This window comes from bacterium (assembly GCA_019637795.1).
GTDB lineage: Bacteria > Desulfobacterota > Binatia > HRBIN30 > CADEER01 > JAHBUY01.
Genome location: JAHBUY010000007.1, coordinates 330,874 through 347,722, shown reverse-complemented (window position 1 = coordinate 347,722; position 16,849 = coordinate 330,874). Strand labels below are relative to the sequence as shown.

Annotated in this window: 17 protein-coding genes and 1 tRNA gene; 12 read left to right on the top strand and 6 right to left on the bottom strand. The window is 71.7% G+C overall.

What is annotated here, in order from left to right:
- Position 1: 1 nt before the first annotated feature.
- Positions 2-1,651 (bottom strand): DUF3556 domain-containing protein, encoded by a 1,650-nt coding sequence (locus KF840_23270; protein MBX3027826.1) that lies wholly within the window; start codon positions 1,649-1,651, stop codon positions 2-4.
- Between the two features lie 167 nt (positions 1,652-1,818).
- Here KF840_23270 and KF840_23265 point away from each other — a divergent pair, with 167 nt between their 5' ends.
- The 3 genes from KF840_23265 to KF840_23255 are packed head-to-tail and all read left to right on the top strand — an operon-like array spanning position 1,819 to position 4,240.
- Positions 1,819-2,640, top strand: a complete 822-nt coding sequence (locus tag KF840_23265; protein ID MBX3027825.1) for a hypothetical protein — start codon at positions 1,819-1,821, stop codon at positions 2,638-2,640.
- A gap of 2 nt (positions 2,641-2,642) precedes the next feature.
- Entirely contained in the window at positions 2,643-3,431 is a 789-nt protein-coding gene (locus KF840_23260; protein MBX3027824.1) for a hypothetical protein, read from the top strand.
- 47 nt (positions 3,432-3,478) lie between these two features.
- A complete protein-coding gene (locus KF840_23255; GenBank protein ID MBX3027823.1) occupies positions 3,479-4,240 on the top strand; it encodes a glutathione S-transferase family protein in 762 nt (253 codons plus the stop codon).
- Between the two features lie 13 nt (positions 4,241-4,253).
- On the opposite strand, the gene KF840_23250 is transcribed toward KF840_23255, so the two are convergent.
- From KF840_23250 to KF840_23235, 4 genes are read right to left on the bottom strand one after another with little or no spacing between them, the layout of a single operon-like run.
- Positions 4,254-4,670 (bottom strand): DUF1330 domain-containing protein, encoded by a 417-nt coding sequence (locus tag KF840_23250; protein ID MBX3027822.1) that lies wholly within the window; start codon positions 4,668-4,670, stop codon positions 4,254-4,256.
- Positions 4,671-4,690: 20 nt separating this feature from the next.
- Complete coding sequence (locus tag KF840_23245; protein ID MBX3027821.1) at positions 4,691-6,358, bottom strand: sulfatase-like hydrolase/transferase; 1,668 nt, start codon at positions 6,356-6,358, stop codon at positions 4,691-4,693.
- 5 nt (positions 6,359-6,363) lie between these two features.
- Complete coding sequence (locus tag KF840_23240; protein ID MBX3027820.1) at positions 6,364-7,389, bottom strand: glutathione S-transferase C-terminal domain-containing protein; 1,026 nt, start codon at positions 7,387-7,389, stop codon at positions 6,364-6,366.
- A gap of 15 nt (positions 7,390-7,404) precedes the next feature.
- Positions 7,405-8,013, bottom strand: coding sequence for a TetR family transcriptional regulator (locus KF840_23235; protein ID MBX3027819.1), 609 nt, complete (start codon positions 8,011-8,013; stop codon positions 7,405-7,407).
- Between the two features lie 100 nt (positions 8,014-8,113).
- Between KF840_23235 and KF840_23230 the strand changes: the two genes are divergently transcribed.
- The 8 genes from KF840_23230 to dksA all read left to right on the top strand — a co-directional run bounded on the left by KF840_23230 (position 8,114) and on the right by dksA (position 15,297).
- Positions 8,114-8,356 (top strand): hypothetical protein, encoded by a 243-nt coding sequence (locus tag KF840_23230; GenBank protein ID MBX3027818.1) that lies wholly within the window; start codon positions 8,114-8,116, stop codon positions 8,354-8,356.
- 378 nt (positions 8,357-8,734) lie between these two features.
- On the top strand, positions 8,735-9,892 hold the full coding sequence (locus tag KF840_23225; GenBank protein ID MBX3027817.1) for a Re/Si-specific NAD(P)(+) transhydrogenase subunit alpha: 1,158 nt from the start codon (positions 8,735-8,737) through the stop codon (positions 9,890-9,892).
- A complete protein-coding gene (locus KF840_23220; protein MBX3027816.1) occupies positions 9,889-11,712 on the top strand; it encodes an NAD(P)(+) transhydrogenase (Re/Si-specific) subunit beta in 1,824 nt (607 codons plus the stop codon). The genes KF840_23225 and KF840_23220 overlap by 4 nt, the downstream gene beginning before the upstream one ends.
- Before the next feature lie 44 nt (positions 11,713-11,756).
- A complete protein-coding gene (gene gluQ, locus KF840_23215) occupies positions 11,757-12,689 on the top strand; it encodes a tRNA glutamyl-Q(34) synthetase GluQRS (GenBank protein MBX3027815.1) in 933 nt (310 codons plus the stop codon).
- Between the two features lie 65 nt (positions 12,690-12,754).
- Positions 12,755-13,354, top strand: coding sequence for a hypothetical protein (locus KF840_23210; GenBank protein ID MBX3027814.1), 600 nt, complete (start codon positions 12,755-12,757; stop codon positions 13,352-13,354).
- A 3-nt stretch (positions 13,355-13,357) separates the two neighbouring features.
- On the top strand, positions 13,358-13,612 hold the full coding sequence (locus KF840_23205; protein ID MBX3027813.1) for a hypothetical protein: 255 nt from the start codon (positions 13,358-13,360) through the stop codon (positions 13,610-13,612).
- An 80-nt stretch (positions 13,613-13,692) separates the two neighbouring features.
- Positions 13,693-14,868 carry a 1-deoxy-D-xylulose-5-phosphate reductoisomerase gene (locus KF840_23200; GenBank protein ID MBX3027812.1) on the top strand — a complete coding sequence of 392 codons (1,176 nt, stop codon included), beginning with the start codon at positions 13,693-13,695 and terminating at the stop codon, positions 14,866-14,868.
- 63 nt (positions 14,869-14,931) lie between these two features.
- Positions 14,932-15,297 (top strand): RNA polymerase-binding protein DksA, encoded by a 366-nt coding sequence (dksA, locus tag KF840_23195; protein MBX3027811.1) that lies wholly within the window; start codon positions 14,932-14,934, stop codon positions 15,295-15,297.
- Positions 15,298-15,379: 82 nt separating this feature from the next.
- Here dksA and KF840_23190 read toward each other — a convergent pair whose 3' ends face one another.
- Complete coding sequence (locus KF840_23190) at positions 15,380-16,558, bottom strand: acyl-CoA dehydrogenase family protein (GenBank protein MBX3027810.1); 1,179 nt, start codon at positions 16,556-16,558, stop codon at positions 15,380-15,382.
- A gap of 141 nt (positions 16,559-16,699) precedes the next feature.
- Between KF840_23190 and KF840_23185 the strand changes: the two genes are divergently transcribed.
- Positions 16,700-16,772, top strand: a tRNA-Ala gene (locus tag KF840_23185).
- Positions 16,773-16,849: the final 77 nt, after the last annotated feature.

The following is a 16,849-nucleotide window of genomic DNA, read 5'->3' as shown; positions in this document are numbered from 1 at the left end:
GCTACTCGCCGTAGTCCCAGGGGGCGCGGCGGGCGAGCTGGTCGAGCGACACGTGCCCCTCGGCGAGCTGGCCGCGCTCGGCGTCGACGATGCGCCAGTGCAGGGTGGAGCCGAGCAGCGGCTGCGACTCGACCATGATGGCGCGCAGCTCGCCCTCCTCGAAGTGGCACTGCGCCTGGATGGCGCGCAGCAGGCGTTCGTCGCACAGGTGGCCCTCGCCGAAGTTCCAGCCGAGCACCGAGCCGGCGACGTTCTCGCCGTCGACGTAGCGGTATTCCGCGAACGGGCGGACGCCGAGGGCGCGCGGCAGCAGCAGGCCGAGCGTGCGCCCCTGCAGATGCAGCGAACGGAAGGCCATGCCGCGCGCGTCCATGTTGGCCGCCTCCTGCGGTGCGAAGCGCTGCAACTGCTCCTGCAGGAGCGGCGAGGCGCGTTTGACGCGGGCGAGCTTCTTGTAGCTGTCGCCGCGGAACAGCCAGGCGTTCCAGGCCCAGTTGCCGGCGTAGTAGCGCATGGCGACGAGGAAGGAGACGCGCGCCGGCACCAGATTGCCGAGCAGCGGCAGCACCAGGAGGCCGATGACGAGGTAGATCGCCAGCGGCAGCGAGTCGATGTCGAACACCGTCACCGTCGGGTGGCCGACGAAGAGGAAGAACGCGGCGTAGAGGCTGAGGAGGTTCCACTCGAACACCGCGCCCGCCGGCATGTTGCTGAGGATGAAGCCGTGCAGGGTGAGGACGAAGATCATCCCGAGCACCAGCAGCGGACCGGACTGGGTGACGAAGAACAGGGTCAGCGGCGCGGCGAACTCGAGGAAGGTGCCGGCGTGGGCCATCGCCTTGCCGAGGCGCGACGGCGTCAGGTCGTCGGGATAGGACACGAACATCCGCCGCCGCAGCTCCGGGCTGCGCAGCAGCGGATTGTTCACCGTCATCAGCGGCACGACGTAGCCGAAGGCGCGCGTCAGCTTGGAGACGCCGGCCCAGAACCAGATCGCGAGCTGCACCGCCTTGCAGGCGGCGATCCAGTTCCCGGCGAGCAGGAAGCAGACGATCATGGCGAAATGGTGCTCGACGCGCGCCGCCAGCACGATGGTGGTGTCGGCGAGCGCGCACAGCGGCAGCAGCACGACGATCGGCAGGAGTTGGGCGGTGCCGATCTCGGGCGCCACGAGGGCGCGCAACAGCGAGCCGATGAACGCGGCATAGAGGGCGACGTCGAGCCACCCGCGGGTGATGCCACCGAACAGCGGCAGGGTGGGGAAGGGGGCGATCTTGGTCGTCCCGGGGCGGAGGAAGTGCAGGAAGGCGGTGAACGGCGGCCAGATGTGGAAGCCGAGCGGACCGCTCATGCAGCCGAAGCCGAGGGCTTCCACGATGCACGCCCAGAGCACCGCCTTCTGGAAGGCGATGCCCTCGAACCACCACTTGCCGACGTGCCACGGGCTGCCCAGCCCGGGGGTGAAGCTGCAGAAGTACATCCAGCCGAGCGCGAAGAGGATCAGCTTGACGCCGTGGAACACGTACGCCGCGATCGGCAGACCGATGCCGCGCAGCACGTAATCCTCGCACCCGGAACGGACCAGGGTGGAGAAGTCCTTCGCCGCCGGAGCGTCCTCGTTGGGCCCCGGTGCCGCACCATCGATGGCCATGGCGGCGCGTTCTAGCCGATCGCGCGGCGCCGCTGCCAGCACCGGCCATGCTCACCGGGCGCTCCCGGGCCGACACGCGGTGCCGCCGCGCCGGCGGGCTCGCCCAGGCGTCTGGGCAACAAGTGTTGTTTGTCATTCAATGCCAGCTTCGCTAGTCAGAGATGCGGATGGCGGACCGACCGGTGGTGCAGCGGGGGATCAAGGACGTGTTCTACGAGACGCGCGTCCTGAGCGGCCACGAGTACACCTTGCGGCGCTTCGCCGACGAATTGCTGGGCGGCGGCGTCGACCCGGTGATGCTCGGCTACATCGAGAAGGGCAAGCGCTTTCCGAGCGAGGCGCTGGTCCGCCGCCTGGCGGCGATCCGCAAGCAGGATGCGCACGAGCTGCTGGCGCTGCTCTGGCGCGATCGCATCATCTACGCCTTCGGCCGCGAGCTGCAGCGCGTGCTGCGCGCGCCGCGCGCCGTCGCGGGGATCGAGGACGCCGCCCTCGCGGTGCTGGTCAGCCAGGCGATCGCGGCGCTGCCGGATGACGGGAGCTGGGTGTCGCTGGCGACGTGGCGCAAGGCCTTTCGCCGCCTGCAGGGGCGCCGGACCGCCGCTGGCGTCGTGCCGGAGGCGCTCGCCGAACAGGTCGAGGCCACCCTGCTCGAGCGCAACCTGGTCGAGCGTCGCGGCGCCACGGTGCGGCGGCGCGGCCGCCACTTCGTCCCCCAGAACACCGGCGAGCGGCAGGCCCTGGCGCTCGAGTTCTGCGCCCTGTTCGCCAAGGGGATGATCGACAAGCTGGCGCTCGCCGACGTCGACACCGGCACCTACCTGCGCAACCACTACCTCAACATCGACGCCGCCCGCCTGGGCGAGTTCCAGCAGCGCTTGGAAGCGGCCATCCGGGCCCTGGTCGAGGAGTTCGCGGCCGACCCGTCGTCGCGCACGCGCTTCCTCAACATCCTCGTCAACGCGACGCCGTTCGGGCCCAAGGAGTGATGATGGAGCGGACGCTGGGCGCCCCGCGCCCGACCTTTCGGAGGATCGCCGGCGCCTGGTTCCTGGCGGCGTGGGGCGCCGCCGTGCTGGGTGGCTGCGCCGGCGGCAGCGGATCGAGTGGATTCGACATCGTCGCCGCCGAAAACCGCGCCATCGACAATGCGATCGGCAGCGGCGGCTGCGTCGTCGAGCGCGGCCTGACGATCTGCGCCTCCGAGGCGGTCGCGACGCCGGCGCCATCGGCGACGCCGACCCATACCGCGCTGCCGAGCCGCACCGGCACCCCGGGCCCGGTCCAGAGCGAGACCGCGACGCCGCCGCTGCGCACGGCGACGCCGACGGGGACGTCGCTCGCGCTCCCCAGCGCGACCCGGACCGGCACCGCGATCGGCGCCTCGCCGACCGCGACCGCCACCCGGGGGGTGTCGCAGCCGAGCGTCGACATCCAGCCCGAGGCCGGCGACGTCGCCAACTGCGCCGGCAGCGCCGATTCGCAATCCTGCGTGGTCCGCTTCGTGTTCGTGTCCGCGGCCGCTCCCGCCGACGCGGCCTATCGCGCCGCGGTCCGCGCCCGCAGCCCGGACAGCGCCTGGCGGGTGCTCCCGGTCGAGGGCAACGCCGTCGAGGTCCAGGTGCCAGCGGGCGTGCGCGTCATCCAGACCGCGATCCTGCTCTACGATCGGGATCCCGGGCCCGTGCCGTCCGAGATCCAGGCGCTGTCGGAGTCGGGGGCCGACTTCGCCTTCGTGGCCGCGCCGTTGGTCGTCCGGGCGCCGTCACCCTCGCCCTGAGCGGGTCGCCCTCGTCTGCTACAGGGGGGCGAGGAAGGGAGCGAGGCATGGCTCAGCGCGGCAAGCCGATCGAGCTCTACTACTGGCCGGGGATCCAGGGGCGTGGCGAGCTCATCCGCCTCGCCCTCGAGGAGGCGGGCGCCGCCTACGTCGACGTGGCGCGCGAGCGCAGCGATGGTCTGGCGGCGATGCTGGCCATCCTGGAGGGGAAGGGCCGCGGGCCGTTGCCCTTCGCGCCGCCCTTCGTGAAGGTCGGGACGGCGGTGGTGTCGCAGACCGCCAACGTGCTCGCCTTTCTGGCGCCGCGCCTGCGTCTGATCTCGGCCGATGCGGCGCGTCGGGTCGAGGCGCACCAGATCCAACTGACGCTCGCCGACTTCATCGGCGAGATCCACGACACCCACCACCCGATCGCCGGCGGCCTCTACTACGAGGACCAGCGGGCGGCGGCGAAGCGGCGCGCCGCGGACTTCGTCGCCAACCGGATGCCCAAGTATCTCGGCTGGCTCGAGCGGCTCCTGCAGCGCAATCGGCGCGGTCGCGGGCGGTGGCTCGTGGGCGGCGATCGCACCTACGTCGACCTCTCCGCGTTCCAGATCGTCGAAGGCCTGCGGTACGCGTTTCCGCGCGCCATGCGGGGCGCCGAACCGTCGCTGCCGCTGCTGGTGGCGCTGCGCGACCGCGTCGCCGCCCGTCCCCGCATCGTCGCCTATCTCGCGTCGCCGCGCCGTCAGCCCTTCAACCAGATGGGCATCTTCCGCCACTACCCGGCGCTCGACGCCGCGCCGCCGCGGAGGCGCGGCGCGTGATCCCGGTCGCGCATCACACCGGATCGCGCAGCGGCGTCAGTGGGATCAGGATCTGGCCGGCGAGGCCGGCTTCGCGGTGGACGCCGATCTCCTGCACCTCCGCCGAGGTGGCGATGCGGAAGAACGCGGCGCGCGACGGGTATTCGACCAGGCCGATCAGGTCCCAGGGCTCGTCGACGCGGCCGATCACGATGCCCTGGACCTCGCCGGAGAAGAGGAAGCGGCCGCCGGCGCGCTCGACGATGCGCTGCATCAGCGCCGCGTAGCGCAGGAACGCCTCGCGGCCGGTGCAGTCGTCGGCGCGCCCGTCGCGGTAGACGGCGCGGTCGCGGAACTTGAGCAGGTTGAGCATGACGACCGGCCCGGAGTCGTCGCCGGCCAGCGGCATGATCTGCTCGGGCGTGGGGAAGACCTGGTTGACGACGTGCATGGCGACTCCTCTCACGGGACTCAGTTGTCCCAGTAGACGTACTCGTCGGTGGCGCGGTCGGGGACGCCGAGCGGGTGGTCGATGGCGATCGGCCCCTCGATCAGCGACGGCCAGGCGGACGGCTGCATCTGCGCGTCGTGGGCGTCGAGCAGGGCCCGCAGCTCGGCCACCTTCTCCGGCTGCTCCCCCGACAGGTCGCGTCGCTCGGTGGGATCCTCGGCGAGATGGAACAACCAGACGCGCTCCGGCCGGGCTGCGACCTGCAGCTTCCAGCCGTCCCGCAGCACGCCGCGATAGCCGCCGGAGCGCCAGAAGACGGCATCGTGCGGCGCGCCCGCTGCCGTCCCGCGCAGGAAGGGCAACAGATCGGTGCCGTCGTACGGGCGATCCGCCGGCAGGGCCGCGCCGGCGGCGGCCGCGGCGGTGGCGAAGATGTCGACGTGCGCCACCGGCGCGGCGAAACGCGTGCCGGGGGCGACCGCCGCCGGCCAGCGCAGGAAGAACGGCGTGTGGATGCCGCCTTCGAAGAAGGTCATCTTCCACCCGCGGTACGGCCGGTTGATGTCCGGCAGGCCGATGTAGTTGGCGCCGCCGTTGTCGCTGGTGAAGAAGACCAGCGTGTTGTCCGCCAGGCCCTCGCGATCCAGGGCCGCGAGGATGCGGCCGACGCCGCGATCGAGGGCGCGGATCATCGCCGCGTAGACGCGCAGACGGTGGTCGGCGATCTGCGGCAGGGCGTCGTAGTCGTCGCGCCGCGCCTGCAGCGGCGTGTGCGGCGCGTTGGGGGCGAAGTAGAGGAAGAAGGGACGGTGGCGATTGGCGACGATGGCGCGCGCCGCCTCCTCGCTCAGATAGTCGGTCATGTAGTCGGCGGGTGTGAAGCGCGGTCCGCCGTCCTTGCGCACGGCGAAGGCGAGGTTGGCCCACAGAAAGGCGTCGATGGGGTCGAAGTCCTGCACCGAGTTGACGACCCGCGGGTCGTCGACTTCGAGGTACAGCGAGGCGCCGGGGTAGAAGCCGAGATACTCGTCGAACCCCTGCGCCTCCGGGCGGAGCGCCGTGGTCTCGCCGAGGTGCCACTTGCCGAAGCCGAGCGTGTGGTAGCCGCGGTCGCGCAGCAGCTCGGCGAGGGTGATCTCCGACGGGGGCACGCCCTGGGCGTCCATTGGCGGAACCGCCCCCTCGCGCTCCGCGTGATAGACCGCCGGGTGCAACGCGCCGCCCGCCTGGCTGCGCATGCGCTGCGCCACCAGGCGCATGAAGATCTTCGGCGCCGGCGTGAGCTCGAAGCCGAAGCGGTTCGGATAGCGTCCGGTGAGGATCGCCCCGCGTGATGGCGCGCAGGTGGCGTTGTTGGCGTAGCCGGCGGTGAGCTCGACGCCGCCGCGCGCGATGGCGTCGATGTTCGGCGTCGCCACCGCGCCGGCGGCGACGCCGCCGCCGGCCCAGGTGAGATCGTTGTAGCCGAGGTCGTCGGCGACGATGACGACGATGTTGGGCGGCCGTTCGGCCGGCGCGGCGGCGGGAACCTCCGGACCGGGGCTCCAGACCACCGCGCGCGGCGGGCCGATCGGATCGATGACGCGCGACAACAGCCCGAGGCCGTGGAGCTGGAGATACTGGTACGCCGGCCGGGCGCCGAGCGCGGCGGCGACGAGGACGAGCAGGAGAACGCGCCGGCGGCTCATCGGCCTCAGGCGAACAGCCGGTCGCAGCCGGTGCCGGCGAGGAGCTCGTCGGCGATGCGGCGATCGTCGGCGGCGAGCGCCCGGTAGCCCTCGCGGAGCCAGGTGAGGCACTTGCCCTGATACGGGAACGGCCGCTGCGTCCAGGGTCGTCCGTCGATCCGACACTCGACGCGCTCGGCGCCGCGCGCCAGGGCATCGGCGTTGGCGAGGAGAAAGGGGGCGTAGACGCGGCCGACCTCGCCGAGCAGGGCGCGCAGGGTGTCGGGCAGGGCGGCGCGCGGCGTCCAGTCGGCGTCCACGGGCTCGAGGCCGGAGAGATCCTCGACGATGTCGACCCAGGCGACGACGCGCGGCGCGTCGGCGCGCGCCAGCGCCATCGGTGTCGGGTCGAAGCCGACCAACTGCGTGAGCTGGCCGTAGAGCGCGAAATCGGCGCTCGCCGGACGGCCGCCGAAGAGGAAGCGGCTGGTCGTCAGGTGGGCGTCGAGCAGCCGCAGCAGGCGGCGATAGCTGTCCTCGATGACCGCCGCGGTCAGCGGATTCGAGCCGACCACGGCGAGACGGCCGACCTGGCGCTCGGCGAAGGCGCGGCCGGCGGCGACGGCCATCGCCTCGGGCTGGTCGGTGCGGAACCAGCGCGGCAGGATCGCCGCCGCGTTGGCGACGTCGGCGGCGTAGGCCCAGCGATAATGGAACATCGCCTTGGTGAGCCACTCGTCGGCGTAGTCCTCGAGCAGCGCGTCGAGGAAGGCGACCGCCGGGTCGGGCGGAATGACGGAACGCTCGCGCACCGCGCCCTCGAGCAGGCGGATCAGCGGCGACGAGTCGGTGCGCGCCTCGAGGCCGCCGTCGGCGGTGGGCAGGATGAGCTGCGGCAGCAGCGAGACGCGCGGCTGCGGTAGGGTCCGACTCTCGGGCGAGCCGGTGTTCACCCAGGCGTGCGGGATGCGGCGGTAGCGGAGAACGGCGCGCAGCTTGCGGCTGTAAGGAGAGCCGACGGCGCCGACGATGCGGAGCGGGGTGGGAAGCATCGGAGGTGTCCTGTGCTAGGGGGCGAGATCGCGCAGCAGCGCCAGCACCGTCCGTTCAACCACCGCCCGGGCGCGCGTTGCCGCGAGGCGCTGCTCGCCGCGCAGGCGATCCCAGGCCTCGAACGAGGTCGCCAGCTCGAGGGCGTCGACCAGCGCCGCCGGGGCGCGGCGGAGCTCGGGCAGCCAACGCAGCAGCTCGCCGCGCAGGACCGTCACCAGGTGGCCGTGCCGTTCGGCGAGAAACGGGGAGCGCCAGCGCTTGAGGTTGCCGGCCCGCTTGTACGGCGCGATGCGCTCGAAGAAGACGGCCCGGCGCTCGACCAGGGCGGCCGCGCGCGCGTCGATGCCCCCCTGCGGCGCCGCGTCGCGGAGCAGCGGCAGCGCCTCGGCGGTGAGGCGGGCGTCCATTTCCGCGAACAGACGCTCCTTGTCGGAGAAGCGGCGGAAAACGGTGCGGATGCCGACCCGGGCGCGCTCCGCCACCTGCTGGGCGGTGGGGTCGAGCACGCCCTCGCCGATCAGGTCGTAGAGCGCCGCGACGATCGCCTCGCCGCTGCGGTGGGCACGTCGGGCGCGCCCGTCGGCGTCGGCGCGCGCCGGACGGCGCAGCGGATGGGCGGGCATGCGGTCGAAAGTGGCATCGACTCTGCCACTATGTCAATCGGGCGCCCCGGCTGCGCGCCCGGCGCCCGCGGGCTAGAAGGGACCGAGGGGAGGGCAGGAGATGGCCACGGACACGGCGGCGGCTCGATCGGGACTGATGAAGTTCCTCGCCAAGAAGGGCGGCGCGCTGCCGATTCGCGAGCTGCACACGCACAGCCTGGTCTTCTACCAGGCCGGCCACCAGGCGTTCTCGCAGTTGATGGAAGGGCTGGTCGGCGACGGATTGGTGGTCTACGACGAAGCGAGCGCGGTCTTCTCGTTGACCGAGAAGGGCCGGGAGGCGGTGCAGGCGGCGAGCGGCTGAGCCGGGGCTCGCCGCGGCGCGCGTGCGGTGACATCCTGCGCCGGCGCGTCAGCCTCGTCTTCTCGCCCGCGGTCATCGGCGACCTGGCGCTCGCTCCCCGTAGCCGAACCCGGAACGGGTGGTTCCGCTGTCGGTGGTGAAGGGCGCCGTCAGCGCCGCGTAGCTCCTCCGCCTGGCCTCGTGCGGCGCGGCGTCGACGATCTCGCGGCGTCGGACGAGCGCCCGGGGGCCGTGACGGGTCCCAGCGGAGCGGCGCCGGAACGACCCGATGCCGCCCTTCGGAAGGTGCGCGCGGCGGCGCCGGCTCCCGGGCAGGGCGAGTCTTGCCCGCCCGCGCAGGGGCTGTTAGGGCGCACAGGGTTTTGCGAGTGAGGGGGAATGAAGATTGCGGTTCCACGTGAGCGGGCGGTTGGCGAGCGGCGCGTCGCACTGACGCCCGAGGCGGCGGCGGCCCTGGTGAAGGCGGGTCTCACCGTCGCCGTCGAGCACGGCGCGGGAGAGGCGGCGTCCTTCTCCGATCAGGCCTACAGCGCCGCCGGGGCGACCATCGCGTCCGATGTCGCCGCGCTCTGTGGCGAGGCGGACGTGGTGCTGAAGGTGCAGCGTCCGATCGCGGAGGGCGGCCGCCACGAGGTCGATCTGCTGCGCGAGGGGTCGGTGCTGGTGGGACTCCTCGACGCCCTCACCCAGCCCGACCTGGTGCGACGCCTGGCGGCGCGGCGCATCACCGCCTTCGGCATGGAGGGCGTGCCGCGCATCAGCCGGGCGCAGAAGATGGACGCGCTCTCGTCGCAGGCCAACATCGCCGGCTACCGCGCGGCGCTCATCGCCGCGCAGGCGCTGCCCAAGTTCTTCCCGATGCTGATGACCGCCGCCGGCACCGTCTTCGCGGCGCGCGTCCTGGTGATCGGCGCCGGCGTCGCCGGTCTGCAGGCGATCGCCACGGCGCGCCGCCTGGGGGCGCAGGTGTGGGGCTACGACGTGCGCCCGGTGGTGAAGGAACAGGTCGAGAGCCTCGGCGCCAAGTTCCTCGCCTTCGATCTCGGGGTCTCCGACGCCGAGGACAGAGGCGGGTACGCCAAGGCCCTGTCGGCCGACGCCAGTCGCAAGCAGCAGGAGATGCTGGCGGAGAAGACGAAGGATTTCGATGTCGTCATCACCACCGCGATGGTGCCGGGCAAGCGGGCGCCGCGGCTGATCACCAAGGAGACGGTGGCGGCGATGCGGCCGGGGTCGGTGATCGTCGACCTGGCGGCCGAGAGCGGCGGCAACTGCGAGCTCACGACGGCGGGCGAGGTGGTCGTGGCGCACGGCGTCAGCATCCACGGTCCGGTGAACCTGCCGGCCTCGATGCCGGTGCACGCGAGTCAACTCTATGCGCGCAACGTCACCGAGCTGCTCAACGCCTTCGTGAAGAACGGCGCCCTCGCCATCGATCTGGCGGATGAAGTGATCGCCGGGGCCTGCGTCACCCACGCCGGCGAGGTGGTCAACGAGGCGGTCAAGGCGGCGATGGCGACGGGGACATCGGCATGACCAGCGAGCTCGAGGTCAGTCTCTACATCGTCCTCCTGGCCGGCTTCCTCGGCTACCACATCATCACCAAGGTTCCGCCGCTCCTCCATACGCCGCTGATGTCGGCGACCAACGCCATCGCCGCGATCTCGCTGGTCGGGTCGCTGGTGGTGGCGGGCAGCGACTACAGCGACGTCGAGAACGGCTGGGTGTGCTCGCTGCTCGGCTTCATCGCGGTCACCTGCTCGGCGACCAACGCCTTCGGCGGGTTCCTCATCACCGACCGCATGCTGCGCATGTTCAAGACCGCGGAGGAGCAGAAGGGCGGCAAGCGGCGGCCGGTCGAGCTGCAGGCCACCCTCGGGGCGTCGGGCGCGGTCGGCGTGCTGCTGCTCGGCATCCTCATCGCCAAGCCGGTCGGCGTCGGCCTGCTCGTCTACATGCGCGAGCACGCCGCCGACGAGGTGCTGCGCTACGCCTACATCCTCTCCGCGGCGATGTTCATCCTCGGCCTGAAGGGGCTGAGCTCGCCGAAGTGGGCGCGGGCGGGCATGCTCCTGGCGGCCTACGGCATGGTGCTGGCCGTGGTCGGCACGCTCTTCCACCATCACATCGTCCACTACACCTGGATCTTCCTCGGCCTGGCGATCGGCGCCGTCGGCGGCGGCTGGATGGGCCTGCGCATCCCGATGACGGCGGTGCCGCAGCGGACGGCGTTCTCGCACTCGCTGGGCGCGCTGGCCGCCTGCCTGGTCGGCGTCTCCGAGTATTTCCGCTTCCAGGGCGAGCTCGGCCGGGTGACGCTGACGGCGCTGAGCTTCGAGGTCATCGTCGGCGGTCTCACCTTCACCGGCTCGCTGATCGCGGCGGCGAAGCTGCAGGAGCTGCTGCCCGGGCGGCCGATCACCTATCGCGGCCAGAACATCGTCAGCCTGGCCCTGCTCGGCGTGATCGGCGCCATCGCCGCCTACCTGATCGGCACCCAACTGGCGACGCCGATGTTCTACCTCATGGTCGCCCTGGCCTTCGTCTTCGGCCTCATGCTGGTCATCCCCATCGGCGCCGCCGACATGCCGGTGGTCATCGCCCTGCTCAACTCCTACGGCGGCCTCGCCGACGCGGCGATGGGCTTCGTGCTGATGAACAAGATCCAGATCGTCACCGGCTCGCTCGACGGCACCTCCGGCTTCCTGCTCTCGCTGCTGATGTGCCGCGCCATGAACCGCTCGGCGACCAACGTGCTCTTCGGCGCCTTTGGCGCCGTCGCGTCGGAGGACGCGGCCGCGGCGGCGGCCGAGGCCAAGGGGACGGTGCGCAGCATCACGGCGGACGAGACGGCGACCCTGTTCGAGACCTCGGCGCGGGTGATCATCGTGCCGGGGTACGGCATGGCCGTCGCCCAGGCGCAGCACGCCGTCGCCGAGCTGGCGAGCATCCTCGGCGAGCGCGGCGTCGACGTGAAGTACGCGATCCATCCGGTGGCCGGTCGCATGCCGGGGCACATGAACGTCCTGCTCGCCGAGGCCAACGTGCCCTACGAGCAGTTGGTCGAGATGGAGCAGATCAATCCGTACTTCCCCGAGGCCGACATCGTCCTCGTCGTCGGCGCCAACGACGTCACCAATCCGGCGGCGCGCACCAACAAGGCGAGCCCGCTCTACGGCATGCCGATCCTCGACGTCGAGAAGGCGAAGTCGATCATCGTCCTCAAGCGCAGCATGCGCCCCGGCTTCGCCGGCGTCGACAACGAGCTCTACTACAACGAGCGCTGCATGATGCTGTTCGGCGACGCCAAGGACAGCATCACCAAGCTGATCAGCGAGATGAAGTCGCTGCTCTGATCCCGGGTGGCCGCGCGCCGGCGCGGCCACCCGGGTCCGGCGCCATGGCCTACCGCGGCCGCTTCGCCCCCTCGCCGACGGGCGATCTCCACCTCGGCTCGCTGGCCACGGCCCTGGTCGCCTGGCTGCGGGCGCGCGCGCAGGGCGGGCGCCTGCTGCTGCGGGTCGAGGACATCGACACGCCGCGGGTGATCGCCGGCAGCGAGGCGCGCCAGCTCGACGACCTGCGGTGGCTCGGTCTGGACTGGGACGAGGGGCCCGACGTCGGCGGCGCGGTGGGACCGTACCGCCAGTCGGAGCGGGCGGCCTACTACGAGGCGGCGCTGGCGCGCTTGGCCGGGCTCGGCGTCCTCTACCTGTGCGACTGCTCGCGCGCCGAGATCGCGCGCAGCGCCAGCGCGCCGCACGCCGGCGAGGAGGGGCCGCCATATCCGGGCACCTGCCGCCGCTTCGGCATGCGGGTGCGCGAGTGGAAGCGTCCGCCGGCGGTGCGGCTGGCGGTGCCGCAGCGGACGATCGCCATCGACGACGCCGTGCAGGGCCGGGTGACGCAGGACGTCGCGCGGGAGGTGGGGGACCTCGTGCTCAAGCGCGGTGACGGCGTCTATGCCTATCAACTCGCGGTGGTGGTCGACGACCTCGAGATGGGGATCACCGAGGTGGTGCGCGGCGCCGACCTGCTGGCCTCGGCGCCGCGCCAGGCGCTGCTCGCCGAGATGCTCGGCGGGCGCCCGCCCGGTTGGCTGCACGTGCCGCTCGTGCTGGCGCCCGACGGCGCCCGCCTGCAGAAGCGCACCCCGAGCCACCTCCTGGCGGACGCTCGCCGGATCGGGGCGTCTCCGGCCGTGGTCGTGGCGCGCCTGGGGCGCGCCCTCGGTCTGACGAGCGAAGCGGAGGCGACCCCGCGCCTGCTCCTGGAGGCGTTCGACCTGAAGCCGCTGCGCGGCCGTCGCGAGATCCGCCTCGACGTCGCGTGAGCCGCAGGCGCCGGCCGGCGATCGCGCGCTGGTCGCTGCGAGGCCTAGCTGGTAAGGTCCCGGCGATGGTCGAGATCCTGCCCGACATCTGGACCTGGTCCTGGCTGTCGCCGCCGCACGGCTACAACTTCAACGGTTACCTGCTGCAACTGCCGGGCGGCAATCTCTGCATCGACCCGGCGGAGGCGACGCCGGAAGACCTGACCGAGCTCGTCCATCGCGGCGTCAGCCGCATCCTCCTCACCAACCGCAACCACGTGCGCGACGCGAACCGCGTGCGTTCGCGCACCGGCGCGCGGACGGCGATCCACGCCGCCGATGCCGGCTACGCGGAAGGACAGGGCGCGGTGATCGACGATCACCTGGCGGTCGGGGACGTCATCGGGCCGCTGCAGGTGGTCGCCGCGGCCGGCAAGTCGGCGGGCGAGATCGCGCTGCACTGGCCGGCACGTCGCCTGCTCTTCGTCGGCGACGTCGTGGTGGGCAACCCGCCGGGCGCGCTCAGCCTGCTGCGCGAGAAGGTGATGGACGATCCGCCGGCGCTGCGCGCCAGCGTGCGCCGGCTCCTCGACCTCGACTTCGACGCCCTGCTGGTCGGCGACGGGACCCCGATCCTGCGCCAGGCCAGGGCGCGCCTCGCCGACCTGGTGGCGACCTTTCCCTGAGCGATGCTGACGGTCGTCACGCTGCGCGAGATCGAGCGCGTCTTCGCCGTCCTCGAGGAGCTCGGCCTGTCGCGTGAGGCGGTGGTCATTCCGTTGAAACCGCAGCGGCCGGGCCGGATCGCCATGCGGTCCGACCACCGGCTCGAGATCGTCCTCGACAGCGAGGTGCCGCTCGAGGAGGCGCTGCCGCGACTGCGCGACGAGATCGCGGCGATCATGGCCTCGCCCGCCGGGGCGCGGCTGAAGCGGCAGGGGTGATTCGAGCGGCGGGACGTTCCTGACGCCAGGGCGCGGAACAAATTGCGTCCTGCCCCACGGGTCGTGGTAGGGTGCCGACGATGAAGTCGCTCGTCGTCCTCGGCTCCACCGGTTCCATCGGCGTCACCACGCTCGATCTGGTGGCGCGCTTTCCCGACCGCTTCCGCGCCGCCGCGCTGGCCGCCGGGCGCAACGTCGAGCGGCTCGCCGAGCAGGTGCGCCGCTTCCAACCCGACGCGGTGGCGACGGCGGACGCCGCCGGCGCCGCGGCGCTGCGAGCCCTGGTCCCGGAGTATCGCGGCGAGATCCTCGCCGGCATCGACGGCATCGCCCAGGTGGCGACCGCGCCCGGCGCGGATCTGGTGATCTCGGCCCTGGTCGGGGCGATCGGGCTGCGGCCGACGCTGGCGGCGATCGAGGCCGGACGCGACGTCGCGCTGGCCAACAAGGAAGTGCTGGTGGTTGCCGGCGAGCTGGTGCAGGCGGCGGCGCGGCGCCGGGGCGTGAACGTGTTTCCGATCGACAGCGAGCACAACGCCATCTACCAGGCGATGCACGGTCACCGGCGTGGCGACGTGAAGCGCATCATTCTCACCGCCTCCGGGGGGCCGTTCCTGCACGCCACCATGGACGAGCTGCGCCGCGCCACCCCGGCGCAGGCGCTGCGGCATCCGACGTGGAAGATGGGGGCGAAGATCACCATCGACTCGTCGACGCTGATGAACAAGGGCCTGGAGGTGATCGAGGCGCACTGGCTGTTCGGCCTCGAGCCGGACCGGATCGACGTCGTCGTCCATCCGCAGAGCATCGTCCACTCGCTGGTCGAGTACGTCGACGGCTCGGTGCTGGCGCAGCTCGGGATTCCCGACATGGCCATCCCGATCTCGTACATCCTCGCGTTCCCGGAGCGCCTGCCGCTCGGCCACCTGCCGTCGCTCGACCTGGTGGCGGCCGGCCGCCTGGAGTTCGTCGCTCCGGACACCGAGCGCTTCCCCTGCCTGGCCCTCGCCTACGCCGCGCTGCGGGCCCGCGGCAGCGCCCCGGCGGTCCTCAATGCCGCCAACGAGGTGCTGGTGGAAGCGTTTCTGAACGGCGCCATCAGCTATCTCGATATTCCAGGGATCGCGTCCCGGGTGCTCGATCGGCACCCCGTTCTGCGCGATGCGCCGTTGGAGGCGCTGCTCGAGGCGGACGCCTGGGCGCGTCGCACGGCGGCGGACCTGGCCGCCGTCCCCTCGATCGCGGCGAGCGCGTGAGGCGGTGGTTTACAGACTGTGTCGGCGGTGGTAGCCGGAGAGAATTCACTGGAGGTCGCAGGCTTGGAACAACACGACATCAGCTGGTTCAAGGATCTGCTCACCAGCCGCCGGGCGGAGTTGTTGGGGGAGGCGGGGCGCACGGTCAGTGGCATGACCGACGGCAAGGAGAACTTCCCCGAACCGGCCGATCGGGCGGCCCTCGAATCCGATCGCAACGCCACCCTGCGCATCCGCGACCGCGAGCGGAAGCTGATCAACAAGATCGAAGAGGCGCTGCAGCGGATCGAAGAGGGCAACTACGGCGTCTGCGAGGAGTGCGGCGAGGAGATCGGCGTCGACCGCCTGCGGGCCCGTCCCGTCACGACCCTGTGCATTCAGTGCAAAGCGGAGCAGGAAGAGGCGGAGCGCAAACAGCGCCGGGCGTGAGACGCTGCGAACCGTCGTCCCTCGGCAGGGCGCCGACTCGGGATCGAGGCTCAGTGGCTGACGGCCGCGGACCGCGAGCGGACTAGCGAGGCAGTCCGAGCACCTGCATGGCGATGATGCCGCGCATGATCTCCGAGGTGCCGGAGGCGATGCTGGCGGCGGGCGCCTGCAGGAAGCCGGCCTGGATGGCGAATTCCGGATCGGCGCGCTCGCCCGGGTTGGGCACGTCGTAGAGCTGGGCCGCCGGGCCCAGAATCGACATGCCGACCTGCGGCATGGACTGGGTCAGCTCGGTCCAGTGCAGCTTGATGATCGAGGCCTCGGGCCCGGGCATTCCCATGCGCAGCAGCTTGTCGAGCGTCCGCTGGCAGGTGCTGCGGAACGTCTCGACCCCCAGATAGACGGTCGCCAACTGCTGGCGGGTCACCGGATTGCGGTGGGCGCCGCGCTCGCGGGCGAAGCGCATGAGTTGGTCGCGCTGCTTCTTGAGCAGGATCTGCATCTCGACGACGTACATGATGCCGCGCTCGTTCTGCAGCGCCGAGGTGACGATCTGCCAGCCGTGGTGCAACTCGCCCAGCAGGTTGCCGCGCGGCACGCGGACCTCCTCGAAGAACAGCTCGTTGAACTCCGCCTGGCCGCCGATCTGGCGCAGCGGGCGCACGGTGACGCCGGGGCTCTTCATGTCGACCAGCAGGCACGACACGCCGTTGCGGCGGCTCGAGGTCGGATCGGTGCGACAGAACACCATGCACCAGTCGGCGTGCTGGGCGTAGGTCGTCCACACCTTCTGGCCGGTGAGGATGAAACTGTCGCCGTCGAGCGTCGCCCGGGTGCGCAGCGACGCGAGATCCGAGCCGGCGCCCGGCTCCGAGAAGCCGCAGCACCAGAGATCCTCCGCGGTGAGGATGCGCGGCGCCCAGCGCTGCTTCTGCTCCTCGCTGCCGAAGGCGAGGATGGGGGGTCCGACGATGCCGATGCCGAGGTTGTTCACGATCTCCGGCGCATCCGCCGCGCTCATCTCCTCGACGTAGGCGATCTGTTCGGCGATCGAGGCGGCGCGGCCGCCGTACTCCCGCGGCCATGTGATCGCCACCCAGCGGTCCTTCGCCAGGGTCTGCTGCCAGCGCCGCAGCGCCGCGATGCGTTCGTTCTCCGGCAACATGGTCAGCCGCTCGCGGCGCAGGTCGTCGGTGAGATGGGCGGCCAGCCAACGGCGCAGCTCGTGGCGGAATTCGGGAACGCTCTCGGTGCTCGTCATGGCGCGAACGCATAGTGCGCCGTCCAGCGCGCGGTCAATCCAGGCGCGCCGCGCGGGCCACCGGCCACGGGCCCGGACGCTGCGACGACCGTTGGCTTGCGAGCCAGCGTCGGATCGGTTAATCCACGCTTCGCGAACCGCGGGGCCGTAGCTCAGTTGGGAGAGCGCTAGAATCGCACTCTAGAGGTCGTGGGTTCAACTCCCATCGGCTCCACTCGCGTTCCATGAGGTCGTGCGGCCCGGCAGCGGGCCGCCGGCCTTTCCGCCGCGCCGGCGCGGCGTGGCTGCCGG